We start from the raw sequence: 17,242 nt of genomic DNA, 5'->3' as shown, positions 1-17,242 counted from the left end.
GGAATGTCATGTTCAACACCATAATGAGGGTACTCACAAATAGCTGGTTCGCAGGTTTCGTACTGGTGATTGCCGGAGCGAGTCTGTACCTGCTTCATGAACGAGGGAAAGTTACGGAAGCGATTGTGGGCAGTGTTCTCCTGGTAATCGCTGCATTACTTATATTTCTTGGTACACGAAGAAAATCATCCGACGATTTCCGGAAATAATCAGCATACGTCATCCTGCAGCACACCGTTTCAGTACAGTCCGTCTCACGTTTCTTTCATATCGCAGTTGAGATAATTCCTGACCTTTTGAACACATTGTGCTTTATAGCGATTGTCAAGAATAATGACCTCAATTCGCTACGGCTAATCCCATGAAAATCCCCCCAGCCCCCCTTTAGAAAAGGGGGGTAAAGACGGCATCTATATCCCCCCCTTTTCTAAAGGGGGGAAAGGGGGGATTTTTGATTCGGACAGAATTTTTGACAACTGCTATAAGTGAACCTAGGGGCCGGCGTCCCTACCGGACCGAACTGGTTGAATTACATTTGAAAAATGTGCCGGCACGGAGGCACTGCACCTACCAATTGCCGAGAAGAGCTTTTCGCAATTGGACACTGTTTTGTACACTTGCTATAAGCAACAAGCCTGTATTCGGACGAGTAGCTTCCGAATGAGTTCATGCCATTTCGCAATAATGCATATAAGCCTGGCGCAGGCTGAGGTGTTCTGAGCGGAGTGATTAGACGGCTTTGCGTCGTCCGGAGCGAAGGATACCTTCAGCCTCCCAGATTATGAGAAGAAAAGCGAATGGGTGTCAGGACCCCCGTTCACCGCCGGTTCGTTGAAAATCATACAGAGAACCTAACCCGAGAATTTGAGTGAGCGCATCCAATGCAGTTCTTGTTTCCTGTATCAACTGCGGATCGGCAAGGTCTTCCGGTTCGAGGCGATCTCTATAGTGAGCTCCGGCCCAACGAACCAGATCATGGTAGAGCGTGGAAGTGAGGACCACGTTTGGATGAACCGCTTGTCTCTCTGTCTCGCTGAGAACCACTCTCAAGCGCAAACAAGCGGGGCCGCCCCCGTTTTTCATGCTCTCCCGTATGTTGACATAGTGCACGCTTTTTATGGGATTGTTCGAGTCTTCAATAATGTTATCAATAACATCGGCGGTTTGCGGGGTCTCGGCAATTTCCGTAGGCGCAATGACGGTCATGTCATTGTTTGCCAGCGTGACAATCTGAATATTGAAGAGATACGTCTTCACAGCCAATTCAAGGGGAACCCGTCGATTGGCGACCTCAATGAAGATCGGCTCGGCATCGTACATTTTTACAAAAGTATCTCTCACAGCGGCAATGGACTTGAGTTGCTGTTCAAAGGCAAGCTCGTGGAAAAAGAACAGATTTTGATTGCCAACAGAGATAACGTCGTTGTGGAAGACTCCCGAATCTACTGCCAGCGAACTCTGTTTCAGGAAAATCGTTGCGTTTCGATCGAGACCGTGCAGGCGAGCGATCGCCCGGGAAGCTTCAAAACTCTGGCGCGCCGGAAAGAGTAAGGGACCGATGTCCCCGGTGTCGAAAGGCCTCTTGCCGAACACGAACAACTCCAGGCCCTTTTCTCCCACTGAAGAACAGAGTCTGACGTGATTCGCGGCTCCTTCGTCGCAGTAGTGGAGAGCGCAGGGCAGGGGCGGGTGGTGAACGAATTGTGTTTCATCAGGGAAAATCTTCCTGAGAACCCGCGCAGTAAAGCGCGGTTCGAGCGATCGATGAAACTGAGTGATGAGGTTAGCCGGTGTAAAGTGAACTTTGCCATCCTCAGTATCCGCGGATGGAGAAACGGTTGCAGCATTTGCGGCCCACATGGAAGACGAACTGTAAACTGCCGCGAGGAGAGCCTTTGAATCGCGTGCCACTGCCGAGATCGTATCCGAATCGTTCCCTTTGAACCCGAGTTTTCTCAGCATAGGGATGTCAGGTCGATCTTGCGGCGGAATAACAGCCTGAGGCACTCCAAGATCTGCCAGCAGTTTCATTTTCTCGAGACCCTGTAGCACCGCCGATCTTGGATCCGATACTGTCAATGCATGTTCCATAGATGCAGGATTGCCGTATGACAACCCGGCATAATTGTGGGTCGGTCCGACAAGCCCGTCAAAGTTCATTTCTCTTGTCATCGATCTCACCAATTTATCTATACTTGCTCAAGTGACTTAATCACCCCGCACCTTACATAAAGAAAATTTTCTATGTGAAGCATACGGTTTTTAGATATTCTTCATTCCAATCGTGTTATAACAAATAGCAATAAAACCAGCCCTAACAATCGGCTTTCTTCCGTATTTTCCATTATGTCCTAACATCGGATTGTTCCGGACAATCCTCTTGCAGTAAGAAGGAGTTTCGTATGGAAAGGATCTGGAATAAGTCGTACGCAAAGGGAGTGCCTCCATCTCTCGCCTATAATGACATACCTCTTCAACAGGCACTATCCATAACCGCAAAAAAGTATCCGGAGAATGTCGCGCTCATATTCGAAGGAACCCGGGTCACTTTTCGCGAATTAGATGAAATGGTATCGCGATTCGCCGGGGGACTCAAAGGTCTTGGTATACAACCCGGTGCAAAGGTATCGATTATATTGCCAAATCTGATCCAGACGGCGGTTGCGATTTACGGAACCTTAAGAGCTGGTGCAATTGCGGTCATGCATAACCCGCGTAATGATGACATGCTCATGGAGCATCAACTGAACGTTGCGAGCTCGGAAATCGTCGTGTGTCTGGATGTTCTGGTACCAAAGGTGGAAACAATACAAAGACGAACCTCCGTACGGACTATTATCTCATGCCACATCAGAGATTATCTACCTTTCCTGAAGAAGCAGCTCTTTCCTTTCGTAAGAAAGCAACTCCACCTTCGAACACGGGAAAAGGAAGGGCTCTTTGAGTTTTCGCATTTCATGGATTCCGCACAGCCCATGACGGGATCGCACATGCCGTCTATGGATGACACTGCTTTCATACTTTTCACCAGTGCAACTACCGGTAAATCCAAAGGGGTCGAACTCTCGCATAGCAACATGAGCCGCAATGTTCAGCAGCTCCGTGCCTGGTTTCCTGTCTTCAGGGATGGAAAAGAAGTCGTCGTGGGGTGCCTGCCGTTTTTTCATGTTTTCGGACTGACGTGCTCGCTTAATATTGGCATTTTCTACGCTTTTACCGACATTCTCATTCCACTGCCGGATCCAAAAAACATCCTTGAAGCTGTAAGCCAATATCAAGCCACTTTCATCCCGGCTCTTCCGATTTTATATACTGGTATGATCAACGATCCACATCTGTTAAGGTACAATCTTACGTCCCTCAAGGGGTGCTTTTCCGGTGGTGCTCCTCTTGCGCTCGAGATAATGAAAACGTTCGAAAGGCTTACCGGTGGGCAGATCTGTGAGGGCTACGGATTGACGGAATGCTCTCCCGTAAGTCACGTCAATCCATTCGGTGGCAAAACTAAGATCGGAACAATTGGACTTCCGTTGCCGGACACAGACATAAAGCTGGTGGATGTGGATGATTTCGGAACCGAGATAACTACCCCGGGGGAACGCGGGGAACTTTGTATTAAAGGTCCTCAGGTAATGAAAGGGTATGTCAACCTCGAGCAGGAGACTCGCACAACGCTGAGGGACGGCTGGTTACTTACGGGCGATATTGCTGTCATGGATACAGATGGATACTTCAGCATCGTGGACAGGAAGAAGGAAATGATCGTTTCCAGTGGGGAGAAAATCTTTCCCCGGGATATCGATGAAGTCCTCTTTGCTCACCCGAAGATCATGGAAGCATGCGCTTTGGGAGTTCCCGATAGGGACCTCGGTCAAATAGTGAAAGCTTATGTAGTTGTGAAGAAAGGCGAGACACTGACAGCCGCAGATGTTATTCGCCATTGCGAAAAACGCTTGCCTCCCGAAAATGTCCCGAAACTTGTGGAATTTCTGCAAGAGCTTCCCAGAAGCCAGGTCGGGAAAGTACTGAGGAAAGAATTGAAGCGGATGCACCTCGTGCAAAGTTCGCTCGGAACGGCAAAATCCGTTTCCAAACCTGTGTCGGCTTAATTGAACCATGTCCTCATTTATAGCAGACGACACAATTTCTGACCTTTTGAACACATTGTGCTTTAAATAAATCAGTAGGAGCCGGCGTCTCTGCCGGCCCGAACCGGTTGATTTGTATTTGAAAAATGTGCCGGCATGGAGGCACGGCACCTGCCAATTGCCGAGAAGTGCTTTTCGCAATTGGACAACACTGTTCTATACACTTGCTATAGAATGTGGACAAGAAGGATACCCATGTTTATTGTATGTTCAACTCCTCATGGATCGGAGAGGCGAAGATGTATATCCCGTTCATCAATGATGATAAATGCACGAATTGTCTGGCTTGTGCACGGATTTGTCCCAAGCTTGTCCTGAAGGATGAAGACTGTCGGGTCTGCGTTTTCGATCCATCCAAATGTACTGGTTGCGAATCCTGTTCAGCCGTTTGTCCGCAAAATGCCATCAAGATAGACGACGTTTAATATACCGTTTTCTGCGATTCTCTTCTTTTTACAGCCCCTAAAGCGGCTACGTACGGAATATCAAGTCTTTGGTAGTTAACACCGTTCCTTTTATAAGAAACGGTAGGGCCCGGCGTCTCTGCCGGACCGAACTGGTCGATTCATTATGAAAAGTGTGCCGGCACGAAGGCACGACACCACCGATTTTCGAAAAGCGCTTTTCGCAATCGGACAAAAGTTCTGATATTAGCTAAAACAGCAATTTGCTTTCAAAGCTAGACAAAAATCCCCCCTTTATTAAAGGGGGGAATGGGGGGATTTTGAATGCAAACTTGTTCAATAGAGAAGGTTCGCCATCTCGATCGGGCTAATGTATTCCCCTTTGTTCACAATAATTGACAAAATCCATCACTCTCTTGTCCTTGGTATCCGCGTCCCAGTACATGTAGAAGGGAAGTAGAATTGGATAGGTTTTGTTCTTCAGCGTTTCTTCGGATGGAATCACCGCTGGAGAGTTTTCGTCGGCTTTCACCCCAAGGACCTTCGCACCCCCTGACGTCCCGTTGATTGGTACAGGGCCGATACCAATCGGCAAATCCTTGGCATTGGCGCATATTTTGATTATTGAACCCCAGCTCTCAGCCTTTATGGTAGAGGGAGCATATGGAGCTTTCTTGAGAACGGTGTTTTGGAAGAACACGGCGCCGCCTGATTCGGGCACCCTTCTGGTGAAACACCGGATTGGTTGATCGGGTCCGCCCACGTCCTTCCAGTTCGTGAAATCTCCAGTAAAAATTTTCCTGAGCTGCTCCATAGTGAGCTCATTCACAGGATTCTCAGGACTTGTGTAAACCGCCATCCCGGCATAGCCGATCAGCCGGTTTGCCAATTTCATGTTTTTGCTTTCTGCAGTTTTCATCTCTTCCGGAGAAATCAGACGGCTGGCAAGGCCAATTTCCGCACGTTTCTCGAATAGGGATTCAAAACCTTTTCCTGCGCTGGAGCCTACAACAAGCACATTCATGTTCGGATTCTCTGCATGAAATGACTTAGCCCACAGTGCAACCTGGTCGGAAGCCATGGCGGCTCCGTTGACGCGCAGAGCCATTGTTCCCTGAGCCCAGGAGTAAGAGACCAGCAACAACGCCAAACAAAGAATTGCAAAGCTTGCGTGAAGAAGGGTCTTTTTCACACTATATCTCCTTTCACATCGATAATCCGTTTTGTGAGAATTGAATCCAACTGAAGGCATCGGGTATACTGAGTCATTAATCATGAGAAAAAAGGTGACCCAACCCGAATCAGATCATGCAATTGCATTAGTCTCTGGGAAAGAAAAGGTGCGTGCCTCAAATCAAAAAAGGGTGATCTCCCGCTCTGTAACCTGCGGAATGGGCACCCCGACGTCATAAACAAGAATAATTGAGTGTATGCACTAGCGTTAAGTATCTGTCAAGACAAGATTACGATTATTAATCCGATATGACACAGTGAGGAGATGCCGCATGAAAGCAAAAATCCATTTATTGCAAGGTGATATTACGAGTGCAGATGTGGATGCTATCGTTAACGCCGCAAACAACTCCCTCCTCGGAGGTGGTGGAGTGGACGGAGCGATTCATCGGGCAGCAGGTCCGGAGCTCTTGGCTGAATGCCGTCAGTTGGGAGGATGTGAAACAGGAGATGCCAAGATTACGAAAGGTCACAAGCTTAAGGCGAAACACGTGATTCACACGGTAGGACCCATTTATAGAGGCGGTCGATCGAAAGAACCGGAATTACTTGCTAGCTGTTACCGGAGATGCTTTGAAGTGGCGGCGGAAAACAACCTGCAATCGCTCGCTTTCCCATCCATAAGCACGGGGGCGTACGGCTATCCTATATCCGAAGCGTCCGGAATAGCGTTGAGAACGAGTCTCGAGCAGCTCAAGAGGTTTCCTCAAATTGAAAAAGTTGTCTTCGTTCTGTTTTCCCAGTCGGACCTGGATATTTACCGAAAAGCTCTGGAAAAACTCTGATTCCGGAATGGTCGGCTCAGCAGGGGATGTGAATAGCACTCAGGAGTTTCGTAAGGCCGCTCTCTGATCTTCGACGTACTTGCCGAAAGCTCTTATGACATCGGCTATGATGATATTTTGAGCCCCCCCTACAGGAAGAACAACGATTACGACGCAGCCTCCGTCGGGCCAGAAAATACGGCGGCATGCCACTGTCAATTCGGTTCCCGTCAGACAAAAGCTGAATTCCGAAATCTGCCCGAAATCAAAGCGCACAGCGCCTTCCTGCATCTGGCGCTGAGTCGACATGAAGAGAGCGACCAACTGGTCCGGATCGAAAACATACCCGCCATTATCCAGTACGAATCCGTCGGAATCCGCGAGAACTATCTGCAGAGCGAGACCTGTGTCCAAAGCATCTTGAATTTTTTCGTCGAAAACTATCATTCCACGTCAAAACCCTGGACCCTGAGTTTTTCAGTAAGCTTGCGAAGCATCGCTATCAATGCTTCTTCCAGATTGTCTCCGGTAAGCGCGCAGGTTGAAAAACCTTCCCAAGCCTGTAACCCGAGATCCCCGCTAAGGAAATCCATTGGATAGATTTCTTCAAGATCGTTCTTATTGTACAGGACAACTATTTCCGCTTCAGACAAGCCGTCCATTTCGCGGCGACATTTTTCCAGTTCCTGAAGTATCAGACGGTTGTTCTCAAGTTGATTCTTCTGGGAATCCACCACAATGAATATACCGTCAGAATCGGCAAGCACTTTTGTTCTTGTTCCTTTGTAATAATCCTGCCCTGTTGCGGAGAACATTCGGGTGATCACGTTTTGTGAGATTTCAATCGGTGCAAAATCGAAGAGCAGCGTTTGACCGAAAGAAGTCTTCACTTGCCTGAGTTCTTTCACCAGTTTCATCTCGTCAGGAATGGCATGATAGAACAACCATTCCAACGCAGTTGTCTTGCCGGCAAGCGCGGTCCCGAAAAAGATGAGTTTTAGATAAATCCTGTCACCAACGACTTTCAATGTGCTTCATCCTTTCTTTTTCTTCTCCAGGAACGTTAGAAGACTCACGGGTTTCGCTTTACCCTGATCTCCGGGAAGTCGTGGGAGACGGAGCTTGTGTTCCTCCATGAACCGTTTTCTCGCTTCGGCGGTAGTCTCCATTGCCTCGTTCAAGGCTTGTCTTCCTGTTTTGGCTGCCATTCTCACCACGCCCATGGGAGATGATTTTTCGGCAACCAGGATCAGTGATCCGCGTGGCATCATCTGTTGGGCAACATTGATGCCGTCGAATTCAGCGGTAACCAACTCGCAATAGAACTGGCCCAAGCCATCACCCAGCGCCTGATAGCATTGAAATGCTGAAGCCAACATAGCCCCGAGGTCCTCGGGTTCCATATCAATTTTTCCTTCCATCGCAATGGGAATACCATCACTATCTATTACTACCGCAGCGATCAGACCCGGAACACTGTCGAGCATGTCCCTGATCATTTCGGCAATATTTTTCATAGCCTCCTCCACACAACCACCAGGAGCAGTGAAAACGCGGACGACGCGAACATGGGGATTCCTTTTTCGATCTATACAATATAGGCCTCGTGACTGGTAAGCCTCAAGATATTTTTTGGTGTGCAATGTTTTTTACTCTGGCCAAGATTGACAGGAATTCCATGTGTGGAAAAAAACCGGCTTATTCGCTATGTATCTGAACAACGGACCTTCGGGGAGGACAACCTGTGTCTCATCAGTTTTTGCGCGTTATCTGAGGATCAGAGAATAGCAATTGACGAAGAAGCTGGACACAATCGCAGGAAAGAGGTAGGGGGGGCTGGTAAAATGTCACAAAGTGACAGAAAACTAGACACTCATATTAATGTTATGCTAAAATTTAGGTGCCCAGTTCTGCAACTTAAAGGGACATTTCTTACATGAAACACAGTGTGCAGATATTCACAGCGGTGATTTTCCTGTTATCGATCTCAATTGCATCGGCTCAGGAATCGGGTGAAGAATTATTTGAAAGCGCAAAAATGGCTCAAAAATTAAACGAGCACGCCAAGGCCGTAGATCTGCTCTCAAAAGCCATCCGCAATGGAGTCCTGAATTCAGACGTTTTCTTTCGGAGAGGGGTCTCTCATGAGCGTTTGGGAAAGCTCAACGAGGCAGTTCAGGATTATTCCAAAGCCATCGAAATCGATCCTCGTATGGAGACTGCTCTGAACAACAGGGGAAGCGCTTATTATCGTCTGGGCGAATACGACAGAGCAATAAAGGATTATGGTCGGGCAATCGAGCTTAATCCCGGTTACGGCCTTGCTTATTACAACAGAGGTAATGCGTACCACGGTAAAGGACAATTTGAAAAATCGATTGAGGATTTCTCCCGTGCAATCCAAATAGACCCCAGGGACAAAGACGTCTACAACAACCGAGGCTGGGCCTATCTGCAGGTTAACGAAATCGACAAGTCCATCGAAGACTTCGACCGGGCAATTCAACTGGATCCGAATTATGTCCTCGCGTATGCAAATCGCGGCAATGCCCGACTCAAATCAGGCAATGTAGAAGGAGCAATACAGGATCTGTCGCGAGCCATAGAGCTTAACCCGGAATTTGCGACGGCATACCTTCAGAGGGGAAATGCATACGTTCGCAAGGGATTGTTGGACGAAGCTCTTAACGATTACAATAAAGCAGTTCGTATTTCCCCGATCCTTGCGGATCCGTACAATAATCGAGGATGGGTCTTCTTCAAGAAAGGCAACATAGCGCAGGCTCTAAGGGACGTCTCAAAGGCCGTTTCCCTCAATCCGGAACTCTCAAAGGCCTACACCAACAGAGGCTGGATTCATAAGAGTATTGGTGAGTGCCCCAAAGCTTTGCCGGACTTCGATCGCGCTTTGGAACTGGACCCCAGTGCTGCGGCCATTTACGTTTTCCGGGCAGAATGTTTATTGAGCATGCATCAAACCGACAGAGCGCGAAGCGATCTGGATAAAGCTTATGCTCTGGATCCGACAAATCCTGAAATCCTGGAGACTCTGGGCTCTCTTAAGGAAATTGCAGGCGATTACAGCGCAGCTCTGGAAATGTTCACGAAATTGGTCGATCTCCGCCCGAATGATTCCGCTGCCCATGTCGATCTTGGAATGGCGCTGGGCAAGAGCGGCTCTCTAGCGCGAGCGGTGGAAGAGTTCACCAGGGCCATACAACTGGATCCTCAAAATCGGGAAGCTTACTTGAGAAGGGGAGTAGCTCGCGACCTTCTCGGAGACAAAAAAGGTTCCCGGAACGATTTCACCACAGGCCTGCAAATGAAAGAAGAGACTTCCCCAAGACTGAGACAGCCGATTAACACGTCCCTTGTGCGAGAATATACAAACCTTCGCTGAAACGGGCACGAACATGATCTCTTTATTCCTGCGTTTCTTTACTGTAATGGCTGTGTTCCTGCTTGCCTCAGGCTTATCCGCATTTGCAGCAAACGGGACAAGCACGTTTTCCGAAGCCCTGGAAGCTCACTGGGCTTGGAATCTCGATAAAGCCATTCAGTTGTACTCGAAAGTATTAGGCTCCGATCCCAATAATGCACGGGCCTATTTCAATCGTGGGGCTGCGTACAGGTCCAAGGGGCAAAACGAAAAGGCATTTGCAGATTTCAACCAGGCCGTCCAAAAAGATCCCGGTCTCGCAGAAGCCTTCTTTGCACGCGGGGAATACTATCGTCAGAGAAGCATGTTCGACAAAGCCGTGCAGGATTTCTCTCGTACTCTGACTATCAACAAGGATTATCCCGGGGTACATCGAGTCAAAGGCGAAGCCGAACTCGGCCTGGGACAATTCCAGGCAGCTATATCCGACCTGGATATTGCCCTCAGGTCCAATGCCGATGATTCCGATGCCTATTTTCTCAGAGGTGTCGCTCACCAGAATTTGAAATCGTTGGCAGCCTCTTTGAGCGATTTCAACCGAGCGATCGAGTTGAATCCTCAAAATACAAAAGCTTTGTTCAAACTCGGGAACATACTTTTTTCCGAGGGCAAGACCGAACAAGCGCTGGATGCCTACAATCGGGTGCTTAAACTCGATCCCAAGAATGTGGATGCACTCACGAATCGCGGCTGGGCAAAAAGGGGACTGGGCGATTACCAGGGTGCTATTGAGGATTTGACTCAGAGCTTGAAAATCAATCCTAAATTGGCTCTCGCTTTGTCAAACCGGGCCCAACTCTATACGCAAACGAATCGGATTGATGCAGCCGTAGCGGATTACACGCAGCTTCTCTCAATAAAGGGAGCGGATCCGGGTATTCTCTTTGCGCGTGGCAAGCTCCTTCTGGAATTGAAAAAACCGGCCGAAGCCGAAACAGATTTCACCCGCGCTCTCCAGGATGAACCAGATCGACCGGAAATCCTGGAATATCGGGCGCGCGCGAGGTTGATGGCTAAGAAATACAACGAAGCTATTGCAGACCTGAACAGTATTCTGAAGATCGATCCAGCCGATGTTGAAGCACTTCTTGCCAGAGCACAGGCTCACGAAGCCGAATCGCACTACAACGAAGCCATCGCCGATTACCGGGAAGCGATTCGCTTGGATGCTGAAAAGGCCGGCGTGGAGGCACAGTACGGGCTCGCGAAGAATTTTCTCATGAACAATCAATTGGATCAGGCTATTACGCAATTCAGCAAAGTAATTGAATTAGAGCCCTCACACGGGTTGGCCTGGGCGAATCGGGGGGTTGCCCTCAAACAAAAAGGGGATCTTGCTTCGGCTGCCGAGGATTTCCGCAAAGCTTTGATGTACCTGAAGGAACCGTCTCGTCTCACAGCGGTTGGTCGCCTCCTCGAAACCACGGAATCAAAGCTCAACCCGGTGGTCAGTCAACGGAGTCCTCACGAGAGCGTTTCTGCCGAATCAATGCCCATGGAAAGCAAATATTGGTAAATGTTGACGTCAGGTGTGACGCTTGTCTTAATAGTGTAGACTGCTCTTCTTAGCGCGCTCACAATGGCCCGGTGCATTGTCGATTGCATTGGGAACAATGTTCTACAGAAAACCTTCTGTCGAAGGGGGAAGAAATGTTCGATTCCATACCTTCGGACCCTGAAATTCTGAAAACCTGGTCATGGTCCGATTTTCAACCTTATTATCAAGATCTGATCGGTCGGAGACTGACATCTGACGGAGTTGCCGAATTTCTGACCGACTGGACGCGGATCAATGAAGTTATAGACGAGACTTACAGCCGGCTCCATGTCCTCATGACGGTAGATACTTCAGACAAAGCTGCGGAAGAACTCTTTCACGCATTTCTCGAGAATGTCTTCCCTCCATCTGAGGAAGCGGAACAGGAACTCAAGAAGAAGCTCCTGGAACTGGGGACCGTTCCATCGGATTTTGCGGTACCGATGAAGAAAATGAAGGCTGAAGCTGAACTCTTCCGAGAAGATAATCTTAAGCTGCAAGTCCATGAACACAAACTCACAACCGAATACGACAAGATCGTCGGCGCGCAGACTGTGCAATGGGAAGGAAAAGAAGTCACCGTTGTCCAGCTCCGGCCGGTGTTCCAAAGTCAGGATCGCAAGTTGAGAGAAAAGGCGTGGCGAACGTCTCTTGAGCGACAACTCCAGGATCGCTCCGCAATATCGGAACTCTGGAAAGAGTTCATGAAAGTCCGCTTGGAGCTGGCGAGCAATGCCGATTGCCGGGACTATCGTTCGTACCGGTGGAAACAGATGCTTCGCTTCGATTATACCCCTGAAGATTCACTCCAATTCGATAAAGCAATCGAAGAGGCGGTCGTCCCTGTTGCCGCGCGTATCGTGGATCGAAGAAGAAAACTCCTTGAGCTTTCAAGTGTACGGCCCTGGGACATGGACGTCGATCCTCTGGGCAGATCTCCCTTGCGTCCTTTTCAGGTCATATCCGAACTCAGGGACAAGACCGCGTCGGTATTTCGGTCGATGGATCCTGTTCTTGGCGGATATTTCGAGATTATGGAACGTGAAGGATTACTGGATCTCGAAAACAGGAAAAATAAAGCTCCGGGTGGATATTGCACTGAATTTGCCGCGTCCAAGAGACCGTTCATCTTCATGAATGCTGTTGGCATACACGAAGACATCCAGACCCTCCTGCACGAATCGGGACACGCGTTCCATGCATTCGAGCGAAGTGGCCTGCCATTTCATCAACAGCGTTCCGTAGGCATGGAATTCTCCGAAGTTGCGTCCATGGGAATGGAGTTGCTGGCATCGCCTTACCTCCGCAAGGATCGAGGAGGATTCTACTCCGAATCGGAATCCGCTCGTGCTTTGAGCAAACACCTGGAAGACAGCATTCTCTTCTGGCCTTACATGGCTATGGTGGATTCATTTCAGCACTGGGTGTACGAGAATCCGAATGTATCCGTGGACGCGGCAAACTGTGACAAAGAATGGGCGGCACTGACAAAGCGTTTCATGCCGTGGCTGGACTGGAGCGGGCTGGAACAGGAGGCAATGACCGGATGGCATCGCAAGCTTCACATCCATGTTGTGCCTTTCTACTACGTCGAATACGGATTCGCGCAACTTGGGGCTGTCCAGGTGTGGCGAAACGCCATGAAGGATGAAACCGCAGCCATCAAGGCATATCGCGCCGCTTTAGCGCTCGGAGGAACCGCTTCATTGCCGATGCTTTTCGAAACCGCAGGTGCCCGGTTTGCTTTTGACACTGAAATGCTGAACTCTGCTGTGTCTCTAATGGAGGAGGTTCTCGGCACTTTGAGGGATCGTCAGGAGTGACAGACAAGATTTCCGTCCCGCGACAGGACGGGTGGGTAGACGGATAAAGATAGTCAAAAACGATTCGGTCACATATAGCCGCACAATATTGCGGCTATATTCATCCCCCTGATCAAACCGCACTATCCAACCAGATAGAATACGATTCTACTTCTTTTTTGCTTTTTCCGGTTTGGCTTTTGTTGCAGCAGCTGGTGCAGCTTTGCCTTTCTTCTTCTTCCATACTTTGCAGCCTGCCGGAGGACAGGCATACCCACAGGTAGGGTAATAACAGCCGTAATAAGCAGGCGTCGCACAGCCGTAAGAGGCCTTGCCACCGAAGAGTCCTTTTCCACCGAAAAAGAACGCCGAAGCTGTATCGGCGCTTACTAGTGTTACGAATCCTATTGCCGCAAACAGAGCAATAACAAGAGCAGCCTTCTTCATCCTTTTGCCTCCTCTATGAACTAACGCGGTCTTCTCAAGGGGACGAAAAGCCATAAGTTTTCCTCTACCATAATCTGAGCAACCTGTCTAGAACGTGAGTAGTGCTCCAGTATGGATATACTCTTCTATTATGTGAGTGACGAACATCTAACGAGATGGGGGTCGCGAATATTGCCCACAGATGAAGATGAAATGCGTGAAAAATACGCACTAAGAGGCTCCTAAACCCTCGTTTCTCCGTGTTTGGGTAATAAGAGAGCGTGTTCTTGACGCATTTTTGGAAAAAAACACCGAACGATCCAGACTCAGATGCTGGTTGATACTCTGTAACTCTTTAATTCCAGGGCGGAAATTAAGAAGTAGAGTGTCGAACAGTTGCTTGGTACGTATGTTGCTCCACTTTGGCATTCGTACACGTCATAGAAAAAGTTGGAGATGGGCTTTCTTGAACACGAAGTCGATCTCCTACAGGAAAGTGCGACTTTCGGGTAATCATAATTATTTGCCCACCGACGTCCGCTTGCCCGAAAGTCGCCGATATATTCCCTGTAAATTCTTACGTCGTTGCAAACATTTCCTGTACGTCTTTCCTCATATATATGATAACTATAGAGCGTTTCCCAATATTACCGCAACCTGGATTCGGCAATGAAGAAGTTTACGCGGAAAGACTTTCTGGAAGCGCTTTTCGATGATTATTTCAGGAGAAAAGAAGGATTCATCCTCGTAAGAACTGTCCGCAACATGGATAAGCGGGTCAGCACTCGATATTTTCCGAATATCGAGATCCTCTCAAAAGAGCAATACCAGTCCGACCAGCATGTCTTTTTCGGAGTCTGTCCTCACGAGAAGATGAAACCCGAAAAGAACTGCATTCAGTATGTGACAGCACTTTGGTCCGGGTTGGACATCAGCCCTGAGGGATATTCCGGGAAAAAAGTATATTTTTTCGGACATGCACAGGCAGCAAAGGCGGTGAGAAGTTTTCCTCTGCCTCCGTCCATCATCGTGCAGTCCGGAACCGGGCTGCACTTGTACTGGCTGCTGAGAGAACTCACAAGACTGGATAATATTTCGGCTTTTGAAGAGCTTCTCGCCAAAATAAATCGATATTTTCAATGCAACAGCCCGGTAGAAGTGGACTCAGTATTGCGATTGCCCGGGACGCACAACTGCAAGACGCCGCCGCACGATGCTGAATGCAGAATCAAGTATATCAACACTGATTTCCGCTACGATCTCGAGGAATTCGAAAAACTGAATCTCGGTGGGGCCGGATCTCCGGCAAAAAGTGGTTCTTTCATTGAGAGTACTTCAGTGGGGTTGGCAGCCGCGGCTGCTGTGGAACATTCGCCCCGGAGAGTTGAACCGAAATTCAGTGAACCTGCCACGAAAAATCGCGAAGAAGAAAATTTTGAAGAACCTTTCCAGGATGCAGGGGCCGCGCTGGATTCGGAGGAACTTGAATCGCTCGGTCTTTTGGAGAATCCTAGTGATTCGCAAACGGTCGTCGTCCTTGCCGAAGAATCGGCAGATCTTCTCGCTGAAGAAATAGTTGCAAAAGTCGTCGACAAGCTCTCGGAAAAACTTATGGAAGAATTGGTAGATCGCATCGTAGATAGACTTGCCTCCAGGCTCACCAATAAATGAATAATTTCAACTATCATTCTTGACAGTCGGCTGGTATAGCGGTAACTTAAAGGTTCTCTTTGAAGTACTTTACCATCGCAGTGCTTGCAATAATTCAACGCGAAGGAGCTATCAAATGCCCTACAGAATCGTCACCGAGGAGTGTCGAGGCTGCCAGACCTGTGCACGAAATTGTCCTACTCATGCTTCTGTTGGTGAGAAGAAGCAGCCGCATGCCATCGACGTGACCCGATGCATCGAATGCGGAGTATGCGCAAGAGGTTGCCCGTACGGCGCTATTCGCGATCCCCAGGGAAACACGCCCCCCAGGCTCAAAAAGAACGAATGGCCGAAACCGTACGTCTGGAAAGAAGATTGTGTCGGCTGTGAAGTATGTGCGGCAGTATGTCCGTTTCAGGCACTCGGAATGGGCGAATTGGACGGCGAGAGCATCGCCGGTCTGTACGATCCAAAAGCCTGTGTCGGCTGCGGTCTCTGTGAGCAAGCCTGTCCTGTGCACGCAATTCAACTGGTTTGGCCGGAAGCGGCAAAACAAATAGCCTGACACCCGCTCTCTCGACATGACAATACTGAGGAAGAATGAGGCCGGCCTTCGAGCGGCCTCGTTTTTCCTCAAGTTGCGGATCGCTCTCCTTTTTGCCGGACTGAGGAATTCTGCTTGCCAGCGGGACACCAAGACTTCCGGTAGCCCTGTGCTGAAGAAAGTGTCTCAAAAATCAAAATTTATCCCAGATCGTGGCACGAAGTTCTCATGATCTTCACGGCCTGATTGTAGGGGCGCCCCTCGTGGGTGCCTGGTAGTGACCGTCCTCCGTGCCGGTCATTGCAGGAGGGCAGGCACGAGATCTGCCTCTACAAGGACGATGAATCGTGGCACGATCTTTGTGCATTCGAGAATTTTGAGACAGTCTCTGAACCTCCAGATTGCCCTGCAGAGTTGACTCTATTTGGAACTCACCGTCCCGTCATCCGCATAGGCGATAAAATAAGAATCCGGCTCAGGATGTGATGACCAAAGCGAACCTCATCGTTTTTGCCAGAGTGTCTGAATGACTGTCATTGCGAGCGAAGCGAAGCAATCGCCTGAAATTAAGCGCCTGAGTACCAGGCGATTGTCCCGCGAGCCGCGGGATCGCTGCGCTCCTCGCAATGACAATTATCTGTCTCTTTGATGGCTCATGCGTGTGAGTTCGTAAACGCGTCTTCGGTCAGGCCTGGGGGCGAGACCCATCAAGATGGGCAGGATGCTCTTATTCTAAAGCCTATGCCCGTCATCCGACCAATAGATCGTTTCATATAATTTTCTTGGTCAACATAGTCCGGAATCATTCATCGGGAGCAAATCGACCCGACGCGACGCGCTCCGACAAACGGCTTGACGAGAACGCTGTGCACTCGCTGCGCCTGGATTTTTCGAGGGGAACGCGGTCCCAGGGACAGGACGTTTATGGAACCTCTGCGGCGCGTATCGGAGAAGAAAGCATTCCGGAATCCTATATCTCGAGACCAGGCATCTAAACGATTAATAGCTGAAATATCAGGATAGTATCTCGCCCCTCGAAGCGGTTTCGCCGAATTCGGCGCGCTCGAAAGCATGCGCGAGCTGCGAGAATAATGCAGAATAAATCGGTGGACTTTTTCTCTGTATTGGGAAGAAGAGAGCGGGTATGGAGATACAACATCCCGATTATCCGGAACAAAACCCCAAGAGAGGGCTTCGTCGGCATGTCTGAATTAAGGCTTGACACAAATCCCGATCCGCTATAGTCTACGGAGATTCGCCACGAGGGCGAACATGGTCGGGAGAAAAACCCGCCG

15 protein-coding genes are annotated in these 17,242 nt (G+C 49.1%); 9 read left to right on the top strand and 6 right to left on the bottom strand.

The features are described 5' to 3' along the window. Positions 1-8: 8 nt before the first annotated feature. Positions 9-209, top strand: coding sequence for a hypothetical protein (locus DESTI_RS13920; protein WP_014810608.1), 201 nt, complete (start codon positions 9-11; stop codon positions 207-209). A 595-nt stretch (positions 210-804) separates the two neighbouring features. Here the strand turns inward: DESTI_RS13920 and astB are convergent. Next, positions 805-2,172, bottom strand: a complete 1,368-nt coding sequence (gene astB / locus DESTI_RS13915) for an N-succinylarginine dihydrolase (protein ID WP_014810607.1) — start codon at positions 2,170-2,172, stop codon at positions 805-807. 230 nt (positions 2,173-2,402) lie between these two features. Here astB and DESTI_RS13910 point away from each other — a divergent pair, with 230 nt between their 5' ends. After that, positions 2,403-4,109: a long-chain-fatty-acid--CoA ligase gene (locus DESTI_RS13910; RefSeq protein ID WP_014810606.1), complete on the top strand. Its 1,707-nt coding sequence runs from the start codon at positions 2,403-2,405 to the stop codon at positions 4,107-4,109. A 245-nt stretch (positions 4,110-4,354) separates the two neighbouring features. Next, positions 4,355-4,573, top strand: a complete 219-nt coding sequence (locus DESTI_RS31765; RefSeq protein WP_083846745.1) for a 4Fe-4S binding protein — start codon at positions 4,355-4,357, stop codon at positions 4,571-4,573. A gap of 346 nt (positions 4,574-4,919) precedes the next feature. Here DESTI_RS31765 and DESTI_RS13900 read toward each other — a convergent pair whose 3' ends face one another. Then, a complete protein-coding gene (locus DESTI_RS13900; protein WP_014810605.1) occupies positions 4,920-5,744 on the bottom strand; it encodes a substrate-binding domain-containing protein in 825 nt (274 codons plus the stop codon). A 313-nt stretch (positions 5,745-6,057) separates the two neighbouring features. On the opposite strand from DESTI_RS13900, the gene DESTI_RS13895 reads away from it, so the two are divergent. Continuing rightward, the gene (locus DESTI_RS13895; RefSeq protein ID WP_014810604.1) at positions 6,058-6,570 is read left to right on the top strand and encodes an O-acetyl-ADP-ribose deacetylase; all 513 of its coding nucleotides are present in this window, start codon (positions 6,058-6,060) and stop codon (positions 6,568-6,570) included. Positions 6,571-6,609: 39 nt separating this feature from the next. On the opposite strand, the gene DESTI_RS13890 is transcribed toward DESTI_RS13895, so the two are convergent. From DESTI_RS13890 to DESTI_RS13880, 3 genes are read right to left on the bottom strand one after another with little or no spacing between them, the layout of a single operon-like run. Next, entirely contained in the window at positions 6,610-6,996 is a 387-nt protein-coding gene (locus DESTI_RS13890; RefSeq protein ID WP_014810603.1) for a hypothetical protein, read from the bottom strand. Next, on the bottom strand, positions 6,993-7,577 hold the full coding sequence (locus DESTI_RS13885) for a GTP-binding protein (protein ID WP_014810602.1): 585 nt from the start codon (positions 7,575-7,577) through the stop codon (positions 6,993-6,995). Before DESTI_RS13885 ends, DESTI_RS13890 begins: the two co-directional genes overlap by 4 nt. A gap of 6 nt (positions 7,578-7,583) precedes the next feature. Next, on the bottom strand, positions 7,584-8,066 hold the full coding sequence (locus DESTI_RS13880; protein WP_014810601.1) for a roadblock/LC7 domain-containing protein: 483 nt from the start codon (positions 8,064-8,066) through the stop codon (positions 7,584-7,586). Positions 8,067-8,485: 419 nt separating this feature from the next. Here DESTI_RS13880 and DESTI_RS13870 point away from each other — a divergent pair, with 419 nt between their 5' ends. The 3 genes from DESTI_RS13870 to DESTI_RS13860 all read left to right on the top strand — a co-directional run bounded on the left by DESTI_RS13870 (position 8,486) and on the right by DESTI_RS13860 (position 13,348). After that, positions 8,486-9,949 carry a tetratricopeptide repeat protein gene (locus DESTI_RS13870; RefSeq protein WP_014810599.1) on the top strand — a complete coding sequence of 488 codons (1,464 nt, stop codon included), beginning with the start codon at positions 8,486-8,488 and terminating at the stop codon, positions 9,947-9,949. Positions 9,950-9,962: 13 nt separating this feature from the next. Beyond that, positions 9,963-11,504 carry a tetratricopeptide repeat protein gene (locus DESTI_RS13865; protein WP_014810598.1) on the top strand — a complete coding sequence of 514 codons (1,542 nt, stop codon included), beginning with the start codon at positions 9,963-9,965 and terminating at the stop codon, positions 11,502-11,504. 134 nt (positions 11,505-11,638) lie between these two features. Next, positions 11,639-13,348: a M3 family oligoendopeptidase gene (locus tag DESTI_RS13860; RefSeq protein ID WP_014810597.1), complete on the top strand. Its 1,710-nt coding sequence runs from the start codon at positions 11,639-11,641 to the stop codon at positions 13,346-13,348. A gap of 147 nt (positions 13,349-13,495) precedes the next feature. On the opposite strand, the gene DESTI_RS13855 is transcribed toward DESTI_RS13860, so the two are convergent. After that, positions 13,496-13,774 carry a hypothetical protein gene (locus DESTI_RS13855; RefSeq protein WP_014810596.1) on the bottom strand — a complete coding sequence of 93 codons (279 nt, stop codon included), beginning with the start codon at positions 13,772-13,774 and terminating at the stop codon, positions 13,496-13,498. A gap of 648 nt (positions 13,775-14,422) precedes the next feature. On the opposite strand from DESTI_RS13855, the gene DESTI_RS13850 reads away from it, so the two are divergent. After that, positions 14,423-15,424, top strand: a complete 1,002-nt coding sequence (locus DESTI_RS13850; protein ID WP_014810595.1) for a hypothetical protein — start codon at positions 14,423-14,425, stop codon at positions 15,422-15,424. 115 nt (positions 15,425-15,539) lie between these two features. Continuing rightward, positions 15,540-15,968, top strand: coding sequence for a 4Fe-4S binding protein (locus DESTI_RS13845; RefSeq protein ID WP_014810594.1), 429 nt, complete (start codon positions 15,540-15,542; stop codon positions 15,966-15,968). The last annotated feature ends 1,274 nt before the right edge of the window (positions 15,969-17,242 follow it).

Origin of the sequence: Desulfomonile tiedjei DSM 6799 (assembly GCF_000266945.1) — a bacterium.
GTDB lineage: Bacteria > Desulfobacterota > Desulfomonilia > Desulfomonilales > Desulfomonilaceae > Desulfomonile > Desulfomonile tiedjei.
This window is presented reverse-complemented; position numbering and strand designations above follow the sequence as displayed.

Bases quoted from the DNA above. Each gene is read 5' to 3' on its own strand.
- astB (WP_014810607.1), bottom strand. From the start codon at position 2,172: ATGACAAGAGAAATGAACTTTGACGGGCTTGTCGGACCGACCCACAAT.
- DESTI_RS13870 (WP_014810599.1), top strand. From the start codon at position 8,486: ATGAAACACAGTGTGCAGATATTCACAGCGGTGATTTTCCTGTTATCG.
- DESTI_RS13880 (WP_014810601.1), bottom strand. From the start codon at position 8,066: ATGAAAAATATTGCCGAAATGATCAGGGACATGCTCGACAGTGTTCCG.
- DESTI_RS13865 (WP_014810598.1), top strand. From the start codon at position 9,963: ATGATCTCTTTATTCCTGCGTTTCTTTACTGTAATGGCTGTGTTCCTG.
- DESTI_RS31765 (WP_083846745.1), top strand. From the start codon at position 4,355: ATGTTCAACTCCTCATGGATCGGAGAGGCGAAGATGTATATCCCGTTC.
- DESTI_RS13850 (WP_014810595.1), top strand. From the start codon at position 14,423: ATGAAGAAGTTTACGCGGAAAGACTTTCTGGAAGCGCTTTTCGATGAT.
- DESTI_RS13890 (WP_014810603.1), bottom strand. From the start codon at position 6,996: ATGATAGTTTTCGACGAAAAAATTCAAGATGCTTTGGACACAGGTCTC.
- DESTI_RS13860 (WP_014810597.1), top strand. From the start codon at position 11,639: ATGTTCGATTCCATACCTTCGGACCCTGAAATTCTGAAAACCTGGTCA.
- DESTI_RS13855 (WP_014810596.1), bottom strand. From the start codon at position 13,774: ATGAAGAAGGCTGCTCTTGTTATTGCTCTGTTTGCGGCAATAGGATTC.
- DESTI_RS13920 (WP_014810608.1), top strand. From the start codon at position 9: ATGTTCAACACCATAATGAGGGTACTCACAAATAGCTGGTTCGCAGGT.
- DESTI_RS13895 (WP_014810604.1), top strand. From the start codon at position 6,058: ATGAAAGCAAAAATCCATTTATTGCAAGGTGATATTACGAGTGCAGAT.
- DESTI_RS13910 (WP_014810606.1), top strand. From the start codon at position 2,403: ATGGAAAGGATCTGGAATAAGTCGTACGCAAAGGGAGTGCCTCCATCT.
- DESTI_RS13845 (WP_014810594.1), top strand. From the start codon at position 15,540: ATGCCCTACAGAATCGTCACCGAGGAGTGTCGAGGCTGCCAGACCTGT.